The 18,493-nt window shown below is 71.4% G+C and carries 18 protein-coding genes; 11 read left to right on the top strand and 7 right to left on the bottom strand.

All coding sequences use genetic code 11. The features are described from left to right. The first annotated feature begins 297 nt into the window (after positions 1–297). Positions 298–1,305: a 2-dehydropantoate 2-reductase gene (locus AB0J78_RS11375; protein WP_363788747.1), complete on the top strand. Its 1,008-nt coding sequence runs from the start codon at positions 298–300 to the stop codon at positions 1,303–1,305. Positions 1,306–1,375: 70 nt separating this feature from the next. Then, positions 1,376–2,497, top strand: a complete 1,122-nt coding sequence (locus AB0J78_RS11370) for an acyl-CoA dehydrogenase family protein (protein WP_363788745.1) — start codon at positions 1,376–1,378, stop codon at positions 2,495–2,497. Positions 2,498–2,746: 249 nt separating this feature from the next. On the opposite strand, the gene AB0J78_RS11365 is transcribed toward AB0J78_RS11370, so the two are convergent. Continuing rightward, entirely contained in the window at positions 2,747–3,433 is a 687-nt protein-coding gene (locus AB0J78_RS11365) for a GntR family transcriptional regulator (RefSeq protein ID WP_363788743.1), read from the bottom strand. Positions 3,434–3,690: 257 nt separating this feature from the next. Between AB0J78_RS11365 and AB0J78_RS11360 the strand changes: the two genes are divergently transcribed. Together AB0J78_RS11360 and AB0J78_RS11355 are read left to right on the top strand one after the other, a co-directional pair. After that, positions 3,691–4,473: a hypothetical protein gene (locus AB0J78_RS11360; RefSeq protein ID WP_363788741.1), complete on the top strand. Its 783-nt coding sequence runs from the start codon at positions 3,691–3,693 to the stop codon at positions 4,471–4,473. 60 nt (positions 4,474–4,533) lie between these two features. After that, the gene (locus AB0J78_RS11355; protein WP_363788739.1) at positions 4,534–5,877 is read left to right on the top strand and encodes an amidase; all 1,344 of its coding nucleotides are present in this window, start codon (positions 4,534–4,536) and stop codon (positions 5,875–5,877) included. Here the strand turns inward: AB0J78_RS11355 and AB0J78_RS11350 are convergent. Further along, complete coding sequence (locus AB0J78_RS11350) at positions 5,867–6,934, bottom strand: tartrate dehydrogenase (RefSeq protein ID WP_363788738.1); 1,068 nt, start codon at positions 6,932–6,934, stop codon at positions 5,867–5,869. The genes AB0J78_RS11355 and AB0J78_RS11350 overlap by 11 nt on opposite strands. A gap of 150 nt (positions 6,935–7,084) precedes the next feature. Here AB0J78_RS11350 and AB0J78_RS11345 point away from each other — a divergent pair, with 150 nt between their 5' ends. From AB0J78_RS11345 to AB0J78_RS11335, 3 genes are all read left to right on the top strand, one after another. Then, positions 7,085–8,050 (top strand): PHP domain-containing protein, encoded by a 966-nt coding sequence (locus AB0J78_RS11345; RefSeq protein WP_363788904.1) that lies wholly within the window; start codon positions 7,085–7,087, stop codon positions 8,048–8,050. Between the two features lie 119 nt (positions 8,051–8,169). Continuing rightward, positions 8,170–9,165 (top strand): hypothetical protein, encoded by a 996-nt coding sequence (locus tag AB0J78_RS11340; protein ID WP_363788737.1) that lies wholly within the window; start codon positions 8,170–8,172, stop codon positions 9,163–9,165. Between the two features lie 28 nt (positions 9,166–9,193). Continuing rightward, positions 9,194–9,679: a MarR family transcriptional regulator gene (locus AB0J78_RS11335; protein WP_363788736.1), complete on the top strand. Its 486-nt coding sequence runs from the start codon at positions 9,194–9,196 to the stop codon at positions 9,677–9,679. A gap of 7 nt (positions 9,680–9,686) precedes the next feature. Here AB0J78_RS11335 and AB0J78_RS11330 read toward each other — a convergent pair whose 3' ends face one another. Next, positions 9,687–11,543, bottom strand: a complete 1,857-nt coding sequence (locus AB0J78_RS11330; protein ID WP_363788902.1) for an ABC transporter ATP-binding protein — start codon at positions 11,541–11,543, stop codon at positions 9,687–9,689. A gap of 209 nt (positions 11,544–11,752) precedes the next feature. On the opposite strand from AB0J78_RS11330, the gene AB0J78_RS11325 reads away from it, so the two are divergent. The 3 genes from AB0J78_RS11325 to AB0J78_RS11315 are packed head-to-tail and all read left to right on the top strand — an operon-like array spanning position 11,753 to position 14,075. Further along, the gene (locus AB0J78_RS11325; RefSeq protein WP_363788735.1) at positions 11,753–12,574 is read left to right on the top strand and encodes a GPP34 family phosphoprotein; all 822 of its coding nucleotides are present in this window, start codon (positions 11,753–11,755) and stop codon (positions 12,572–12,574) included. A 22-nt stretch (positions 12,575–12,596) separates the two neighbouring features. After that, entirely contained in the window at positions 12,597–13,352 is a 756-nt protein-coding gene (locus AB0J78_RS11320; RefSeq protein ID WP_363788733.1) for a hypothetical protein, read from the top strand. 33 nt (positions 13,353–13,385) lie between these two features. Continuing rightward, positions 13,386–14,075, top strand: a complete 690-nt coding sequence (locus tag AB0J78_RS11315) for a hypothetical protein (protein ID WP_363788732.1) — start codon at positions 13,386–13,388, stop codon at positions 14,073–14,075. Between the two features lie 53 nt (positions 14,076–14,128). Here the strand turns inward: AB0J78_RS11315 and AB0J78_RS11310 are convergent, their stop codons facing one another. Beyond that, on the bottom strand, positions 14,129–14,341 hold the full coding sequence (locus tag AB0J78_RS11310; RefSeq protein WP_132673410.1) for a hypothetical protein: 213 nt from the start codon (positions 14,339–14,341) through the stop codon (positions 14,129–14,131). A 163-nt stretch (positions 14,342–14,504) separates the two neighbouring features. Between AB0J78_RS11310 and AB0J78_RS11305 the strand changes: the two genes are divergently transcribed. Continuing rightward, entirely contained in the window at positions 14,505–15,536 is a 1,032-nt protein-coding gene (locus AB0J78_RS11305) for a DUF3616 domain-containing protein (RefSeq protein ID WP_363788730.1), read from the top strand. A gap of 12 nt (positions 15,537–15,548) precedes the next feature. On the opposite strand, the gene AB0J78_RS11300 is transcribed toward AB0J78_RS11305, so the two are convergent. The 3 genes from AB0J78_RS11300 to AB0J78_RS11290 are packed head-to-tail and all read right to left on the bottom strand — an operon-like array spanning position 15,549 to position 18,360. Then, positions 15,549–16,184, bottom strand: a complete 636-nt coding sequence (locus AB0J78_RS11300; protein ID WP_363788728.1) for an LUD domain-containing protein — start codon at positions 16,182–16,184, stop codon at positions 15,549–15,551. Next, a complete protein-coding gene (locus AB0J78_RS11295; protein WP_363788900.1) occupies positions 16,181–17,608 on the bottom strand; it encodes a LutB/LldF family L-lactate oxidation iron-sulfur protein in 1,428 nt (475 codons plus the stop codon). Before AB0J78_RS11295 ends, AB0J78_RS11300 begins: the two co-directional genes overlap by 4 nt. Positions 17,609–17,625: 17 nt before the next feature. Beyond that, positions 17,626–18,360, bottom strand: a complete 735-nt coding sequence (locus AB0J78_RS11290) for a (Fe-S)-binding protein (RefSeq protein ID WP_363788727.1) — start codon at positions 18,358–18,360, stop codon at positions 17,626–17,628. Positions 18,361–18,493 lie beyond the last annotated feature (133 nt).

Here is an 18,493-nt window from a genome sequence, read left to right as displayed (position 1 = left end):
GCGCTCATCCCCTTGTGTGAACACGCGTCTGCGGTCGTCTCCATACTGCATACCGTATGAGGTTCGTATCAGGGATACCGCAGCGAAGGGCGGGTGTCCATAGGTCGTCGCGGGATTCGTCGTCGTCCGCAGTGCGTCCACAGTCGACACGAGGAGTGCGGATCTGCTGGTCGGCGGTTCGATTCCGGCGTTCTTCGGAAGCGTGAGCGAGCGAGAATCTTGCCCGGTGGTTCACATACTGTATACTGAATGCACCGACACCTGCGCCTGGCCGCAAGACCAGAGCGGAGATCGATTGTGAGAGTCGCTGTTGTCGGCGCCGGTGCCATCGGCGCGTACGTGGGTGCCTGCCTGCATCGGGCGGGAGCGGACGTGAGCCTGCTGGCTCGTGGGGACAACCTGGCCGCGCTGCGCGCCGACGGCGTGCGGGTGCTCAGCCCTCGCGGGGACTTCCAGGTCACGCCCAACGCCACCGACGATCCGGCTGAGATCGGCGCGGTCGACCACGTCGTCCTCGGCCTGAAGGCCTATTCCTACGCCACCTGCGGACCACTGGTCCACCCCCTGCTCAAGGAGGACACCACGATCATCGCCGCGCAGAACGGAATCCCGTGGTGGTACTTCCACGGACTGCGCGGTCCCTTCGAAGGCCACCGCATCGACACCGTCGACCCCGGTGGCGCCGTCAGCCGGGTCCTCCCACCACGCCGCGCCATCGGCTGCGTGGTCTACGCCGCCACCGAACTCGACGCCCCCGGAGTGGTGCGGCACCGGGAGGGAACCCGCTTCTCCATCGGCGAACCCGACGGCAGCGATTCCGATCGCTGCCGCGAGTTCAGCGACGCCATGATCGCCGGCGGGCTGAAGTGCCCGGTCGAGGACGACATCCGCCGCGACATCTGGATCAAGCTGATGGGCAACGTCGCCTTCAACCCGATCAGCGCGCTCACCGGAGCCACCCTCGCCGGGATGTGCCGCCACTCGGGCGTGCGGGAGCTCGTGGCCGCGATGATGCGCGAATCCCTGGAGATCGCCGGCGCGCTCGGCTGCTCTCCCGACATCGCCATCGACCGGCGTCTGGCCGGTGCCGAACGCACCGGCGACCACAAGACCTCCACCCTGCAGGACCTGGAGAGGGGAAAACCCCTGGAACTGGAGGCGATGCTCACCGCGGTCGTCGAACTGGCCGACCTGGTGGGTGCCGAAGCCCCCACGTTGCGCACCGTCAACGCACTCGGCGACCTGCTCGGCCAGCGGCTCGCGCCCGGCGAACCCGCGACGGCCGGGCACATCCCACGGGAGTGAGCATGTTCGACCGCAGCAGCACCCGGGCCCGCCGCGCGCTCGTCGCGGCGGGTCCGGCCAGGGGCCGGCGATGACGGCCCGCAACCACCGAGACGCCCTCGACCGCGTCCTGCGCAGGATCATCGAGCCGCGCGCCCGCGAAACCGACGGTGCAGGACGGTTCCCGCGCGAGAACGTCGACGCGCTCGGCCAGGCCGGTCTGCTGGGCCTGACCCTGCCCACGCGGTACGGCGGCTCCGGTCGCGGCCTCGGCGAAGCCGTCGAGGTCACCGACCGGGTCGCCCGCGTCTGCGGGTCCACCGCGGCAGTGCTGGCCGCCCACTACGCGGCCACGGCGGTGCTGGCCCGCCACGCCGACTCCGAACTCCTGCGCGCGATCGCCGCAGGCGGGCACCTCAGCACCCTGGCGCTGGCCGAAACCGGCAACCCGGGACTGGTCCCGGCGGGACGGGCCGAATCGCGCGGGGGAGTGGTCGCCCTGTCGGCCCGCAAGAACTGGGTCGTCTCGGCCGGTGAAGCCGACAGCTACGTCTGGACCGGCCCGCCCGCCGGGCGGCGCGGCGGGCTGTCGCTGTGGCTGATCCCGGCCGAAGCGCCCGGCCTGTGCGTTCCCGCATCGGCCGACGCGGTCGGGTTGCGGGGGAGCGCCACCGCGACGATCACCGCGGACCCGGTCCTGGTGCCCTCCTCCGCCGCGATCGGGGATGAGGGAGGAGCAGCGCAGGAGCTGCTGGAGGTGATCCTGCCCTGGTTGTGCGCCCTGCAGGCCGCGCTCGCGCTCGGACTGATGGAGGCGGTGCTCGCCCGGGGCGTCGAATGCGTGACCGGCCCGCAGCCCTCCTGGTCCCGCTGGCAGGCCCCGCCTGCCGAGCAACCCGAGGTCAGGGCCGATCTCGCCAGGATGCGGACGAAGGTGGACACCGCCGAGCTGGTGCTCGCCGACGCCGTCCAGCACGGCTGGCACCCCGACGGTCTGCAACGACTGCTGCAAGCCCGCGCGCTCGGCGGCGAGAACGCCGTCCAGGTCGCCGAACTCGGCATCAAGGTGTGCGGTCAGCACGCGTTCCGGCAGGACTACGGCGTGGAACGCCGCTTCCGGGACGCCCACACCGCGGCCCACGGGCAGTTCGCGGTGGATCAGGCCTGGGACCACCTGGGCAGAATCGCCTGCGGCAACGCGCTTTTGGCCTAGGAAGGGGCTGTGAGAAGGAAAGAACGGCCGCTCCCCACAAGCGGCCGCTCCCGGTCCCCCTCCCTGAACGGTGACGCCGGCGCCGGCGCGATGAATCCCCCATCACCCATCGAACCGGCGCCCGGCCACCCGAGCGACCGCCGATCCAACACCGGACGCCCATGTGCCCCAGGCAGGCACCACGAATGGTGCACGAATCAGCTTTCTCGGTGCTTTCACAACGGAGAACCCGGAGCGTGTGGAGTTGATCTAGTCCTCGGCGCTGTGATCGAGGTAGCTCTTGCGGGTGTGCTCGGTGTGCTCGCGCATGAGGCGGGACGCGGTGTCGCCGTCCTTCTTGGCGATGGCGTCGATGAGCGCGGAGTGCTCGTCCCAGGCCTGCTTGCCGCGGCTCTTGGCGACGGGCGTGTGGTACCAGCGGACTCGGCGGTTGATCTGCGCGGCCAACTCGTTGAGGACCTTGTTGCCGGACATCTCGGTGATCTTGGCGTGCAGCTCGGCGTTGGCGGCCACGACCGCCTCGACGTCGTCGGCCTTGAGCGCGGCGAGACCGGACTTGTAGATCTGCTTGAGCTCGGCGACGCCGTCCTTGGTGGAGTTCACCGCCGCCAGCCGGGCGGATTCGGCCTCCAGCAGGGTGCGCACGCCGAGGAGCTGATCGGCCTCTTCGGGGGTGGGGCTGTGGACGAAGGCGCCGTACCCCGGACGTAGATCGACCCACTCGTCCTTCTGCAGCCACTGGAGGGCCTCGCGAACGGGCTGGCGGGAGACGCCGAGCGCCTCGGCCAGTTCCTTCTCGACCAGGTGCTGACCGGGTTTGAGCTCACCGGTGATGATCAGTTCGAGGATGGCCTCGTAGACCGTCTCGCGCAGCGGGACCGGGCGTGCCACCTGGCGGGCGGCGATGCCCTCGGACGGCTTCGAGGTCAGCGACATGCGGTCAGCTCCGGTTGCTCGTACCGACGGTGGCCACGGGCTCAGCCCGTGGTTTTAGCATACAGTATTCCGGACGGTGAGCGTGGAACCGCGAGCGCGGAACCGGTGAGTCCAGTGTGGACCAGCCGCTGGGCCGAACGGATGGATAACCGGTGTGGTCCTGGACACCATCCTCGGGTCGGACTACAACCACCGGTGCCAGGCCCCAGAGCCGAGGTCCGCGGGGAACGATTCGCTCCCCACTGCCGGAGGCGCCGATGAGCGTGCCCGCGTTGCTCCCGTTCGCAGCGGTCGCCGTGCTGCTCGCAGCAGTGGCCACCGACCTGCTCGCCTGCGCCCGGGGCCGCGCCCCCACGCGGCACGACCTGCCCGTGGCCGCAGCGGGGATCGCCGCCGCGCTGGTGGTCGCGGCCGGGCTGAGCATCGGGTCACCGGTGTCGGCCGGGCAGTTCCTGGCGGCCTGGGGTTCGGCGTTCGCGGTCACCGTGGACCTGGTCGTCGTGGTCGTGGTGCTGACCCACCAGGTCCCCGCCGCGAGGAGGCTGGTGGTGCTCGCCGTCGGCGCCTCTGCTCTGACGCGGATCGTGCTGGCCGCCACCGGAGTCACCGGTGTCGCGTGGATCTCGGCGCTGTTCGGACTGCTGGTGATCCTGGCCGCGTGGTGGCTCTTCCGCGGCGGCGGATCAGGCCTGCCCCGGGCCGGGGCGCTGAGCCTCGGCGCGGTGCCGGCGGCGGTGGCGCTCGGCGCCTTCGCGGTCTCGGCGACCGGCGGCGGATCGTTGGTGGTGCTGTGCGCGAACCTGCTTGCGCTGCTCGGCGCGGTCCGGCTGGTGCGGTTGACCGCCCGGCTGTGCGCGCGGGCGCCGGACGCGTCCGTCGGGTTCTCGGCGCTGCTGGTGTTCCTCGGCGTCAAATCCCTGCTCTCCGGGCTGTCCGGGCACGGGCCCGCGCACGACGCCGGGGTGACGGTGCTGTCGCTGGGGATGGCGCTGCTGGTGGCGGCGCTGATGGTGATCACCGCGGTGCGCGCCGAGCGTTGACGGATCGTCGTTCGCGAGCCGAAGATGTCCCCTTCGCTGATCATCCGGGCGGGAGGCGCGTTGAGCACTGGGACGCAGCACACGACAGGTTTCTTCCACGGCCGCACCATCGATGAGCTCGGTGAGCAGCTGCGCCGCGAGGAGCTGCGCGCCGTCGACCTCGCCACGGCCGCGCTCGCCGCGGTCGACGCGCTCGACGGCGAGCTCAACGCCGTGGTCACCCTCGACCGCGCAGGCGCGCTGCGCGCGGCGGAGAAGGCCGACGCCGAGCTGTCCGACGGCCTCGACCGCGGCCCGCTGCACGGCATCCCGGTGGCGGTCAAGGACATCATCGACGTGGCCGGGTCGCGCACCACCATGGGTTCGGCGCACTTCGCCGACCACGTGTCCACATCGGACGCCGAGTGCGTGCGCCGGTTGCGGGAGGCCGGTGCGGTGATCATCGGCAAGACCACCACGCACGAGTTCGCCTTCGGCCCCACCGGGGACCGCGCCCACAACGGTCCCTCTCGAAACCCGCACGACACGGGGCGGATGACCGGCGGGTCCAGCGGCGGCAGCGGCGCGGCGGTCGCGGCCGGGATGGTGCCGATGGCGCTGGGCACCGACACCGGCGGCTCGGTGCGCATCCCGGCATCGCTGTGCGGGATCGCCGGTTTCAAACCCGCCCACGGCGCGATTCCGACCGACGGCGTGTTCCCGCTGTCGCAGACCCTCGACCACGTCGGCGTGGTCGCCGGCAACACCGCCGACTGCCGACTGGCCTACCGGGTGCTGGCCGGACTGCGGCCGATGCCCAGCCGCGAGCACGGCTCGGAGGTGTCGATCGGCTGGATCCCGCCGGACCTGCTGCACCCCACCGACCCCCGGGTCACCGGCGTCGCGCGGACGGCGCTGGACGTCGGCGGGATCGACGTGCGCGAGGTACATCCGAGCGGGCTGGAGGGGATGCTGCGGGCGTTCGGCGCGATCCAGTTCAGCGAGGCTCACGCCGTGCACGCCGAGCGCATCGCCGATGCGCCGCAGCTGTTCACCGACGACGTCCTGGCGATCCTGCGGCTGGCCGGTGAGACCGCGGGCTGGCAGTACGTGCGGGCGCTCGGCGAGCGCGACGACTGGCGCGCCGAGGTCGCCGAGCTGCTCGGCGAGGTCGAGCTGCTGGCCATGCCCACCACCTGCGTCACCGCGCCCGAGATCGACCAGCGCGAGATCGAGCTCAACGGCACGCGGACTCCGGTGCGCGGCTCGCTGATCGGCCTCACCCGGCCCTGGAACCTCGCCGGAGCCCCGACGATCTCGGTGCCAGCCGGAACGGTGGACGGGCTCCCGGTCGGCCTGCAGCTGGTCGGCCGACCGGGACAGGAGGACCGGCTGTTCGCCGTGGCCGCCCGCGTCAGCCGTTGATCGCCTCGGCGATCGCCTTGCCGAGGTCCTCGGTCGCGGCGGTGCCGCCCAGGTCCGGGGTGCGCGGGGCGGTGGCGTCGCCGAGCACCTTCTCGATCGCGGTCACCACGTCCGCGCCCGCCTCGGTCAGGCCCAGGTGGTCGAGCATCATGCCGACCGACCAGATCTGGCCGATCGGGTTGGCGATGCCCTTGCCCGCGATGTCCGGCGCCGAGCCGTGCACCGGCTCGAACGTCGACGGGTAGCGGCCCTCCGGGTTGATGTTGCCCGAGGGGGCGACGCCGATCGTGCCGGTCACGCCCGGGCCGAGGTCGGAGAGGATGTCGCCGAAGAGGTTGCTGGCCACCACCACGTCGAAGCGCTCCGGGGTCATCACGAACCGCGCGCACAGGATGTCGATGTGGTCCTGGTCCACGCGGACCTCCGGGTACTCCCGGGAGATCTCGGCGAACCGCTCGTCCCAGAACGGCATCGAGTAGTAGATCCCGTTGGACTTCGTCGCCGAGGTCACGTGCGGTTTGCCGAGCCTGCGGGCCAGGTCGAACGCGTAGCGCATGATCCGGTCGGTGCCGAAGCGGCTGAACGACGCGGTCTGCAGCACCGTCTCGCGGTCGGTTCCCTCGTTCTGGCGGCCGCCGAGCTTCGAGTACTCGCCCTCGGTGTTCTCCCGCACCACCCAGAAGTCGATGTCGCCGGGCTGCTTGTCGCGCACCGGAGGCGTCACCCCCGGCAGCAGGCGCACCGGGCGCAGGTTGACGTACTGGTCGAACACCCGGCGGATCGGGATCAGCAGACCCCACAGCGAGATGTGGTCGGGAACGCCCGGGTACCCGACCGCGCCCAGCAGGATCGAGTGGTGGTCGCGCAGCCGGTCGAGGCCGTCCTCGGGCATCATCCGCCCGGTCTTGCGGTAGGTCTCGCAGCTCCAGTCGAAGTGGCGGTGCTCGAAACGCACGCCGTACTTCGCGCCGATCACGTCGAGCACGCGCAGCGCTTCGGGCATGACCTCGTTGCCGATGCCGTCGCCGGGCAACACCGCGATCTCGTACTGCTGCATGGGCACATCCCGTCGCAAGGTCGATTGGACACGTTCAGGTTCATCTAACGCGTGGGGACATCGGCGGGGAAGGGGCGTGCGGCAACGGTGGCGGACGACGCCATCACCGGCTACCAAGGACGGGTGACCGATGACGGCGCGGTCTCGGCGCTGCGCGAGATCGCCTTCTGGCTGGAACGGCAGAACGCGCCCACCTACCGGGTCCGGGCGTTCCGCCGGGCCGCTGCGGTCGTGTCCGAGATCTCCGGCCTGGACCGGCGGGTGGAATCCGGCGCGCTCACCGACCTGGAGGGCATCGGCCGCACCACCGCCGCGGTCATCACCCAGGCCCACCGCGGTGAAACCCCCGACTACCTGGCGAAACTCCGCGATGAGGCGGAGGTCCCGGAGCACGGCGAGACCCTGCGCGCCGCGCTGCGCGGGGACTGCCACACCCACTCCGACTGGTCCGACGGCGGGAGCCCGATCGCCGAGATGGCCACCACGGCGAAGGAGCTGGGGCACGAGTGGATGGCGCTGACCGACCACTCACCCCGGCTGACGGTGGCGCGCGGCCTGTCGGCCGACCGGCTGCGCGAACAGCTCGGCGTGGTCGGCGAGCTCAACCGGAGGCTGGCGCCGTTCCGGATCCTCACCGGCATCGAGGTCGACATCCTCGGTGACGGCAGCCTCGACCAGGACGACGACCTGCTCGCCGAGCTCGACGTCGTCGTGGCCAGCGTGCACTCGGACCTGCGAATGGCCTCGGGGCCGATGACCCGCCGCATGGTCGCCGCCGCGCGCAACCCGCGCGTCGACGTGCTCGGGCACTGCACCGGCCGGCTCATCGGCGACCGCAAGCGGCCCCAGTCGACCTTCGACGCGCGCGAGGTGTTCACCGCCTGCCGCGACCACGAGGTCGCCGTGGAGATCAACTCCCGGCCCGACCGGCTCGACCCGCCCCGCGAGCTGCTGAAACTCGCCCGCGACCTCGGCTGCGAGTTCAGCGTCGACTCCGACGCCCACGCGCCCGGCCAACTCGACTGGCTGGTCCACGGCTGCGCCCGCGCCGAGGAGTGCGGCATCGGTCCCGACCGCGTCATCAACACCCGTTCGGCAGCGGATATCGCCACCTGAAAGCCCCACTTGCGCGGTTCTCGGGCGGGCTGTCACCGTACGCGTGAGCCGCCGTTGCGACGAAGCAGCAGGTCCGAGCCCGGTTTTCGGGGCAACGGCACGTCGAGAGCGAGGCGCTCATGCCGGCCACCGAACACGCCGCACCCATCCGGCCGGGCCCCGGCGGGCCGCAGAACCTCGAGCGCTTCCGCGCGGACGTCGCGCGGATCATCGACGACTACCCGCACCAGCCGGTGTTCCCGCTGTTCGTGGAGCTGCGGGACCTGCGCGACAGGGCGATGAAGGTGCTGGAACGGCGGGTGCCAGCCGAACACGCCCGCGACTGGTTCCACACCACCGGACTGGTGTGCGCGGCGATGGCCAACGCCGCCTTCGACCTCGGGCACTCCGTGGCGGCCGAAGCCCAGGCCCGCACCGCGTTCCAGTGCGCCGAGCAGGCGGGCAGCGACGCGCTGCGCTGCTGGATCCGGGGCACGCAGAGCCTGGTGGCCTACTGGGACGACCGCTGCCGCGACTCCGTCGAACTCGCCCAGGACGGACTGCGCCACCAGCCCGAATCCGGCACCGCCCTGGTGCGGCTGGCAGCCGTGGAGGCCCGCGCGCAGGCGCGGCTGGGCGACGCCCACGCCGCCGAACGCGCCCTGACCCGGGCCGAGGAGGCCCGCGAGCGGGTCGTGGAGGCCGACGACCCGGCCGGATTGATGGAGTTCCCGGTCGCCAAGCAGTACGGCTACGCCTCCTCGACCGCCCTGTGGCTCGGCGGTCAGGTGGGTCTCGCGCGGGCCGAGCGTGACGCGATCACCGCCATCGCCGGGTACGCGCAGGAACCCGCCGAGCGGCAGCGCATCGGTGAGCTGTGCCTGGCGCGGCTGGACCTGGCCGCAGCGCGGCTGCGAGGCGGGGAGCTCGACGGAGCTGCCGAGCAGGTCGACCTGGTTCTGGCGGCGGCTGCCGGGCGACGGACCGAGGCCGTGCTGCGGCGCCTGCGCCGGCTCGGCAAGGCCCTGGAACGCACCCCGCTGCAGGCGGCCCCGGCGGCGGTGGAACTGCGCGAGAAGATCGGCTCGTTCTGCGCGGCCCGAGGGGTGTCGCCACTGGTCGGGCAACCTCGTTGAACCTTGAACTGCTGTTAAGCTCTGGAACGTGAGCGACACGCGCTGGTTGAGCGACCACGAGCAGCGCGCCTGGCGGAAGCTGGCCGCCCTGATGGCGGTCGTGCCGGCCGCTCTGGACGCGCAGCTGCAGCGCGACGCGGGACTGACGATGTTCGGCTACTGGGTGCTGGCGATGCTCTCGGAGGCGCCCGGCCACCAGCTGCGGATGAGTCACCTCGCGCAGCAGTCCAACGCCTCGGCCTCGCGCGTCTCGCACGTGGTGTCGCGGCTGGAGAAGCAGGGCTACGTCTCCCGCCGAAAGGCCGAGGACGACGCGCGCGGCAGCATCGCCGAGCTCACCGATGCCGGGATGGACAAGGTCGTCGCCTCCGCCCCCGGCCACGTCGAGCAGGTCCGCTCGCTGATCATGGACGGCCTCGACGACGACCACGTCCAACTCCTCGACGAGCTCTGCACCGCCCTGCTGGCCCAGGTCGACCCGGGCGGAACCCTCTCGGTGGCCCCGCCCGGCTGACCCGCTCTCAGGCCGCTTCGTCGGAGTCCGACTGCGCGGCGAACTGCGTGCGGTAGAGCTCCGCGTAGTGGCCGCCCCGGGCGAGCAGCTCCTCGTGGGTGCCCTCCTCGGCGATCGTGCCGTCGTCGATCACCAGGATCCGGTCGGCTTCCCGGATGGTCGCCAGGCGGTGGGCGATGACCAGCGCCGTGCGACCCGACAGCGCCGTGGCCAGCGCCCGCTGCACCGCCGCCTCCGACTCCGAGTCCAGGTGGGCGGTGGCTTCGTCGAGCACCACGATCGGCGGCGCCTTGAGCAGCAGCCGCGCGATCGCCAGCCGCTGCTTCTCACCGCCGGAGAGCCGGTGCCCGCGATCGCCGACCACGGTGTCCAGCCCGTCGGGCATCGTCTCGATCAGGTCTCCCAGCTGCGCGGTCCGCAGCGCTGCGAGGAGCTCGTCCTCGGTGGCCTCCGGGCGGGCGAAGGCGAGGTTCTCCCGGATCGTGTCGTGGAACAGGTGCGCGTCCTGGGTGACCACCCCGACGTGCTCGTACAGCGACGCCAACGACGCCTCCCGCACGTCGATCCCGCCGATGCGCACCGCGCCCGCGTTGACGTCGTAGAGCCGGCCGGCCAGGTTCGTGATGGTCGTCTTGCCCGCACCGGAGTGGCCGACCAGCGCGACCGTCTGACCCGGTTCGGCGCGGAAGCTGATGTCGTGCAGCACCGGGTGGGCGGGGGAGTTGTCGGCTCGTGCCACCGATTCCAGCGATGCCAGCGACACCTCGCTGGAGGCGGGGTAGCGGAAGGAGACCTGGTCGAACTCGACGTCGGAGGCCCCGGCGGGCAGCTCCCGGGCGTCGGGCTTCTCGGTGATCATCGGCTTGAGGTCGAGGACTTCGAAGACCCGGTCGAAGCTCACCAGCGCCGTCATGATGTCCACGTGCACGTTCGACAGCGCCGTCAGCGGCCCGTAGAGCCGGTTGAGCAGCGTCGCCAGCGCCACCAGCGTGCCCAGCTGGAACGCCCCGGCCAGCACCAGACCGCCGCCCATGCCGTAGACCACGGCGGTGGCCAGCGCCGCCAGCAGCGTCAGCGCCACCATGAACACCCGGCTGTACATCGCCGAGATGATGCCCATGTCGCGGACCTTCTCGGCGCGGCGGGCGAAGCGGTCGGACTCCTCGTCGGCGCGGCCGTAGAGCTTGGCCAGCATCGCCCCGGCCACCCCGAAGCGCTCGGTCATCAGCGAGCTCATCTCGGCGTCGAGCTGCATCTGCTCGCGGGTGATCCGCTGGAGCTTGCGGCCCACCCAGCGCACCGGCAGCAGGAACAGCGGCAGCATGATCAGCGAGATCACCGTGATCTGCCAGGACAGCGTGAACATGGTGGCCAGCACCAGCACCAGGCTCAGCACGTTGGACACCACCGACGACAACGTCGAGGTCAGCGCCCGCTGCGCGCCGATGACGTCGTTGTTGAGCCGGCTGACCAGCGCACCTGTCTGGGCGCGCACGAAGAACGCCACCGGCATCCGCTGCACGTGGTCGAAGACCTCCCGGCGCAGGTCGTAGATCAGACCCTCGCCGAGACGCGCGGAGTACCAGCGCTGGGCGAGGCTCATCGCCGCCTCCAGCACCGCGACCGCGGCCACCGCCAGCGCCAGCCACACCACCAGCGAGAAGTTCCGGGGAACGATGCCGTCGTCGATGATGGCCTTGAACAGCAGCGGGTTGACCACGCCGAGCACGGCGGCCAGCGCCACCAGCACCAGGAACGGCACGATGTCGCGCACGTAGGGCCGGGCGTAACCGGCGATGCGGCGCAGCAAACCGGCGGACAGGCGTTGCCGGGTGACGGACTTGTCGCTCGCGAACGAGCGCATCGTCGACCAGTTGGCGTTCACTTGGTGGTCCTTCGTGACGTGGTGGTGTTGAGCGTTCGGGTGATTACATCCTCGGACTTCGTGTTAGGTGGAAGTCAATGCGGCTCCCGGATGTTCCCCGCGCGCTGCCAAGCGGACGGTTGACCACCACAACGATTCGGCCACATCCCACGGCCGTTCGATGCGCCGGCAGAGGTTGATCTTGAACGATGGGCCTGCACCGCGCGGAGTGCCGCCCCCTGGACGCCTTCCGGAGTGCGGCGAGCTCGGCGAACCGGTCCTGGCTGGTGAAGGAGAACGACCACGTGGTGAAGGGCGCGGCCCGGGACGGTCGAACCGTCGCGGAGCTCGACGGCACGCGACTTCCGCTGCGCGTCGCGGACCGGTTCTTCCTCGCCGCGCACAGCGGGGAGGGCCGCATCTCCCCTCGGATCGACGGGGAACTGCTGGCGCTGGGATGTGCCGGCGGTCTGCTGGCCGAGCTGATCGTCGAGGAGGAGGTCGCCCTGACCCCCGACGTGCGGCCCAGCGGCAACGGGCGCTGCCCGGACTTCCTGTCCTGGACGGTGCTGCGCGAAGTCCGCCGCGAGTCCGGGCACGACCTGCGCACCTGGCTGGAGTACCTGGCGCAGACCGCGGTGGAGAAGGTGCGGTGCAGGCTGGTCCTGATCGACGTGCTGCGCGAGGTCCCGGTGTCCGGCGGGCTGCGCGGCGGTTCGGCGGCCGCGTGGCGCATCGCCGACGAGCAGCGCCGGAACACCACCGCGGAACTCGAAGAGCTGTTCACCGGAACCGAAACCGCCACCGGCAACGGCGTGATCACCGTGCCCGAACGGCTCGCCGAGATCACCTTCGCCCTCCTGGTGCGCGAGACCGGGGCGCTGCGCCACCTGCGGCTGTCCAAACAGGCGCAACGGCAGGGGGCGTTCCGCATGAACTCCTGGGAATCACTGCTGCCCGGCACGTTGCGCAGCCTGGTGCACGAGATCGCCGTCGCCCGCGGAAGATCCGCCATCACACCACGCCACTGAGAAGATCCGAGGAGCGCGACACTTGCCACCTTCGAACGTCTCGGCGGCACTGGCCGGATCCAAGCTGGGCGTGCTGTCGATCGTGTTCTTCACCGTGGCCGCCGGCGCCCCCGCCACCATCGTCGGCGGTGTCTCCGCCAACGGGTTCGCCGTGGCCGGAACACCCGGGTTGCCGCTGGGCCACCTGGCGATGGCGCTGGTCGTGGGAGCGTTCGCCATCGGCTACGTGACCATGTCCCGGCACGTCGACAACGCCGGCGCCTTCTACGCCTACATCGCCAAGGGGCTCGGCGGTGCCACCGGAACCGCGGCCGGGGCGGTCGCCGTGGTGTCCTACCTGATGATCCTCTCCGGGCTGGTCGGCGGGTTCGGCGTCGGCGCAGCGGACTTCGCCGAGCGGCTCACCGGCGTCGCGATGACCTGGTGGTGGTTCTCGGCGGCCGCGATCCTGCTGGTCGCGGCCCTGGGGGTGCAGCGCATCGACGTCAACGGGCGGGTGCTCGCCCTGCTGCTGCTGGCCGAGGTGGCGGTCCTGGTGGTCTTCGACGTGGCGTTCGTGGCCGCACCCGCCCCCGGCGGCGTCGCGTTCGGCGCGCTGAACCCCGCGGTGCTGCTGACCGGTTCGGCCGGGTCCATCCTGCTGATCGCCTTCACCGGGTTCATCGGCTTCGCCAACCTCACCGTGCTGGCCCAGCAGGCGCGCGACCCGCGCACCGTCATCCGCGCCGCCTCCCTGTCGCTGCTGATCATCAGCGCGCTGTTCGCGGCCTCCACCTGAGCGATCACCGAGGCCGCGGGGCCGGGCGAGGTCGTGGCAGCAGCAGACCGGCACTCCACGCGCCTGCTGTTCGTCCTGGCCGCCGAGCGCCTTCCGGTCGCGCTGGTCGACCTGGGAAACGCCCTCTACCTGACCTCGCTGTTCGCCGCGGCCCTGGCCTTCCACCACGTGTGCGCCCGCTACCTGTTCGCCCTCGGACGGGAGGGGATCGGCGCGGCGTGGTGGGCGCGGACGAGCACCCGCACCGCCGCGCCGGTCGCCGGATCGCTGGTGGCGACCGGCGCCGCGAGCGTCGCGGTGCTGGCCACCGGGATGCTGGGACTGGACCCGGTCGTGCACCTGTTCTTCTGGGGTGCCACGACCGGTGCGCTGGGCGTGCTGCTGCTGGTGCTGCTGACCTCGGTCGCCGTGGTCGGGTACTTCCGCCGCGTCGGCGGGCACGGCCACGGCGCGTGGCGCACCACGATCGCGCCCACCGCGGCATCGGTGCTGCTGGCGGTCGTGCTGGTGCTGGCGGTCTCCTCGTACGGCACCACGCTCGGCGTCGGCCCGGGGCACGCGCTGGGCTGGGTGGTTCCCTCAGGCCTGGCGGTGGTCTTCACGCTCGGCCTGGTCTGGGGCGTGGTGCTCAAGCACGCCAGACCGCAGGTCTACGCGCGCATCGGACTCGGCGCGCGGGCGACCGTGGTGCGGATCGGTCCGGAAGAGCTGGTCGGTCGTTGACCGACGGTCGCGGCAGGGCACCCGGCTCCGTGCCCTGCCGTGGCGACGAGACGTCAGGTTTCGGCACCCGTGTAGCGGAACTCCCAGGTTCCATCACCGTTCTTGCCGGCGCGCTCGTAGATCAGCCGCGGGGGCACGGCCTCCGGATTGCGAGCACGAGCGGGAAGGGTGATGCGCGGGATCGGTTTGCCCGATGAGTCGGCCGAAACGGTCAGCTCCTGACCGTCCTGCGGCCCACCGCGGAGCCGGACCCGGATGTCTGGCACGGCGACCCCTTTCCTTCTCCCAAAGACGCGAGGACAACGACATCGGCTAGGACCCGCGGCACCCGTGGCCCGGTTCCCGCAGTCACTTGATCGTGTGGGCGAGGAGGATCGTCCCGTCCCGGATCGAGGAGCTCATCCCCGTACATCCTGGTAGAAACGATTGATGAACGTAGCACGAACGGTGCGATTGACCTTCACCGCCGGTGCGGTCGAGTCCGACACGCACGTCAACCTCTCGGCGGTGCGCACCGACGGCGAGCACCTGTGGATCGCCGGCGACGAGACGGCCACGGTCGAGCGGCTCACCTGTGACGACCCCGGGAAGCCCGCCGAGTACCGCGAGCACGTGAGCTTCCCGCTCGCCGACGTCGTCGACCTGCCCGGCGAAGCCGACGAGGAGGTCGACGTCGAGGGGATCTCCCGCAACGGGCCGTTCCTGTGGGTGGTGGGCTCGCACAGCGCCAAGCGGCGCAAGATCAAGTCGCACCACTCCGACGCCAAGGCCGCCAAGCGGCTCGCCTCCGTCAGCGCCGAACCGAGCCGCCGGGTGCTCGCCCGCATCGCCCTGTCCGACGACGTGCCCGCCGAACGCACCCCGGAGGGCGCGCGCAGCGCCGGACTCGGCAGGGGAGGGCTCTACGAGCTGCTGGCCGACGACGACCACCTGGCGCCGTTCCTGAACATCCCCGGCAAGGACAACGGGCTCGACGTCGAAGGCATCGCCGTGCACGGCGACCCCGGCGAGGAGCGCGTCTACCTCGGACTGCGCGGTCCGGTGCTGCGCGGCTGGGCGGTGGTGCTGCTGCTGGAACCCCGCGAGGACGACGGGGAGCTGGAGCTGCGCAAGCTCAACGGCCACCGCTACGCCAAGATCTTCCTCGACCTCGACGGTCTGGGCATCCGCGACATGTGCGTGCACGGCGACGACCTGCTTCTGCTCGCCGGGCCCTCGATGGACCTCGACGGCCCGGTCCGCGTCTACCGCTGGCCCGGCGCGGCCACCCTCGACGCGGCGGACGTCGTCCACCGCGGCGAACTGCACCGCGAGCTCGACCTCCCGCACGGTGAAGGCGACGACCACGCCGAAGGGATCGCCCTGCTGCCCTCCGGTGAGCTCCTCGTCGTCTACGACAGCCCCGCACCGCACCGGCTGGAGGAGTCCGGCGCGGTGCTGGCCGACGTCGTCCCGCTCTGACCCGCCAGGCGGTCAGGCGTCCGGGTGGACCAGGACGTGGAGGGTCCTGGGTCCGTGCACGCCCTCGACGCGGTTGAGCTCGATGTCGCTGGTGGCCGAGGGGCCGCTGATGAACGTCGTCGGGCGGACCGGGTCCAGGCGGGACAGCGCCGCAGGCACGTCGTCGCTGACCTGGGACTCGCCGACCACGCAGATGTGCAGCTCCGGGACCAGGGTGGCCGCTCGGCGGCCCTGGCCCGGACCGTGGTCGAGCACGATCGTGCCGGTCGAGGCGATGCCCACCGCGGCTGTGGTGATCACCGCGTCGACCTGCTCCAACGCCGCCGTGCCGGCCTCCGCGTCGACGAGCTCGAACTCCTCTCCCAGCGCGTCCGACCACGTCTGTGGTGCCCCGTCCGGGATGAGCAACCGCCGCGCTCCCGCCGCGCGAGCGGTCGCGGCGATCGCCGGTGCGACGGCGTCGGCGGCCACCCGGTCCACAGTGGCCTGGTAATCGGCCACCGCTTCGCAGAACGTCCCCACCAGATCCGCCTGCGGGCGCGTCCTGCGGTAGTCGCGGGGAACGGACGACGGGGGAGTGCGCTCGGCATCGCGCAGCGCCCGCCGCACCCGGCCCAGCACCGCCTCGCGGGCCGAATTCGAACTCATGCCTTGCCTCCTCGGGTCCGCTCCCACCAGGACCGGAACGACTCCTGCGCGGGCGCGGGCGCGTCCCGCGCGTCGGTCCACCGCGACAGCGGCGCGGGCAACCGGCCGATCGTGCCGCGGCGGCCGATCACCTTCCGGCTCCACGACGCCAGCTTCTGCGCCACCGCCAGCCGCTTGGCATCGCCCAGCACCCACGAGGCCACGCCCATCAGCGCGTCCATCGGCTTGTCGCGGGCGCCCGAGTGCTCCTCGACGACGCGAGTCCGCAGGTGCACCAGCAGGTCCGGGATGTCGATGGCCACCGGGCACACGTCGTAGCAGGCCCCGCACAGCGAGGACGCGTACGGCAGGGATCTGTCCACTTCGGACGCGGTCCCGCGCAGCTGCGGCGTCAGAACGGCGCCGATCGGGCCCGGGTACACCGACCCGTAGGCGTGACCGCCGGTGCGCTCGTAGACCGGGCACACGTTCAGGCAGGCCGAGCAGCGGATGCAGCGCAGGGCCTGCCTGCCGACCTCGTCGGCCAGCGCGTTGGTGCGCCCGTTGTCCAGCAGCACCACGTGGAACTCCTGCGGCCCGTCACCGGCGGTCACACCGGTCCAGGTCGAGGTGTAGGGGTTCATCCGCTCACCGGTGCTCGACCGCGGCAGCAGCTGCAGGAACACCTCCAGGTCCTGCCAGCTCGGCACGATCTTCTCGATTCCCACCACGCTGATCAGCGTCTCCGGCAGCGTCAGGCACATGCGCCCGTTGCCCTCGGACTCCACGACCACCAGCGTGCCGGTGTCGGCGACCGCGAAGTTCGCGCCCGAGATCGCGACCTTGGCGCGCAGGAACTTCTCCCGCAGGTGCCGGCGCGCCGCCTCGGCCAGCCGCGCGGGCTCGTCGGTGAGGTCCTCCGGAGCCGGGGTGCCGACCTTGCCCATCTCGCGGCGGAAGATCTCCCTGATCTCCGCGCGGTTGCGGTGGATCGCGGGCACCAGGATGTGGCTGGGGGTGTCGTGTCCCAACTGGACGATCAACTCCGCCAGGTCCGTCTCCCACGCGTCGATCCCTGCCTCGGCCAGCGCTTCGTTGAGCTCGATCTCCTGGGTGGCCATCGACTTGACCTTGACGACCTCGCGTTCGCCGGTGGCCCGCACCAGCTCGGTGACGATCCGGTTGGCCTCCTCGGCGTCGCGGGCCCAGTGCACCGTGCCGCCCGCCTCGGTCACCGCGGTCTCGAAACGCTCCAGGTAGGTGTCCAGGTTGGACAGCGCGTGGGCCTTGATCGCCGCCCCGGACTCGCGCAGCTGCGCCCAGTCGTCCAGCTCGTCGACGACGCCGGCGCGCTTGCGGCGGATCGTGGAGGTGGCGTTGGCCAGGTTGTGCCGCAGCTGCGAATCCGCGAGCTCGCGCTTGGCCGCGTCCGGGAACGAGGGCATGCCCAGGTGGGTGGCGCTCACAGCCGGTCTCCTTCCGTTGAGGCCAGGATCTCGGCCAGGTGGAGGACCCGGACCCCGGAGCGCTGGCGGGACAGCAATCCGCCGATGTGCATCAGGCACGAGGAGTCCCCGGCGCACAGCACCTCCGCGCCGGTCTCGCGCACGTGGCGCGCCTTGTCCGAGCCCATCGCCACCGACACGTCGGGGTTCTTCAGCGCGAACGTCCCGCCGAAGCCGCAGCACTGCTCGGACGCGGGCAGCTCCACCAGGTCCAGCGACCGCACCGCGCGCAGCAGCCGCACCGGGCGTTCCCCGACCCGCAGCAGCCGTGCCGAGTGGCAGGTGGGGTGGTAGGTGACCCGGTGCGGGAAGTAGGCGCCGACGTCGGTCACGTCCAGCACGTCGACCAGGAACTCGGAGAGCTCGTGCACCTTCGGCGCGGTGTGCTCGACGGCCCGGGTCAGCGCGCGGTCGCCGTCGGCGACCATGGCGTGCTGGTGGCGGACCGAGGCCACGCAGGAACCCGACGGCGCCACGATCGCGTCGTAGCCGGCGAAGGCGTCGACGAAGGTCCGCACCGAGGACTTGGCCTGCTTCCGGTACCCGGTGTTGGTGTGCATCTGACCGCAGCAGGTCTGGGCTGCGGGGAAGTCCACCTCGCAGCCGAGCCGCTCCAGCACTTGCAGCGTGGCCTTCGGGGCTGACGGGAATAGCGTGTCGCCGAGACAGGTCGCGAACAGTGCCACCCTCATGGCCGCATCACCGGTTCCTCTCCGTCCGGGGCTCACGAGCATCCTCGCGCACCGCGCGCCACAACACCGGACCTGCGGACCATTATATGGTCCGACCACAGCGGAGACTTACCCTGGGTGCCGTTGACAGCGC

It is taken from the genome of Saccharopolyspora sp. NPDC049426 (genome assembly GCF_040676935.1).
Classification (GTDB): Bacteria; Actinomycetota; Actinomycetes; order Mycobacteriales; family Pseudonocardiaceae; genus Saccharopolyspora.
This window is presented reverse-complemented; position numbering and strand designations above follow the sequence as displayed.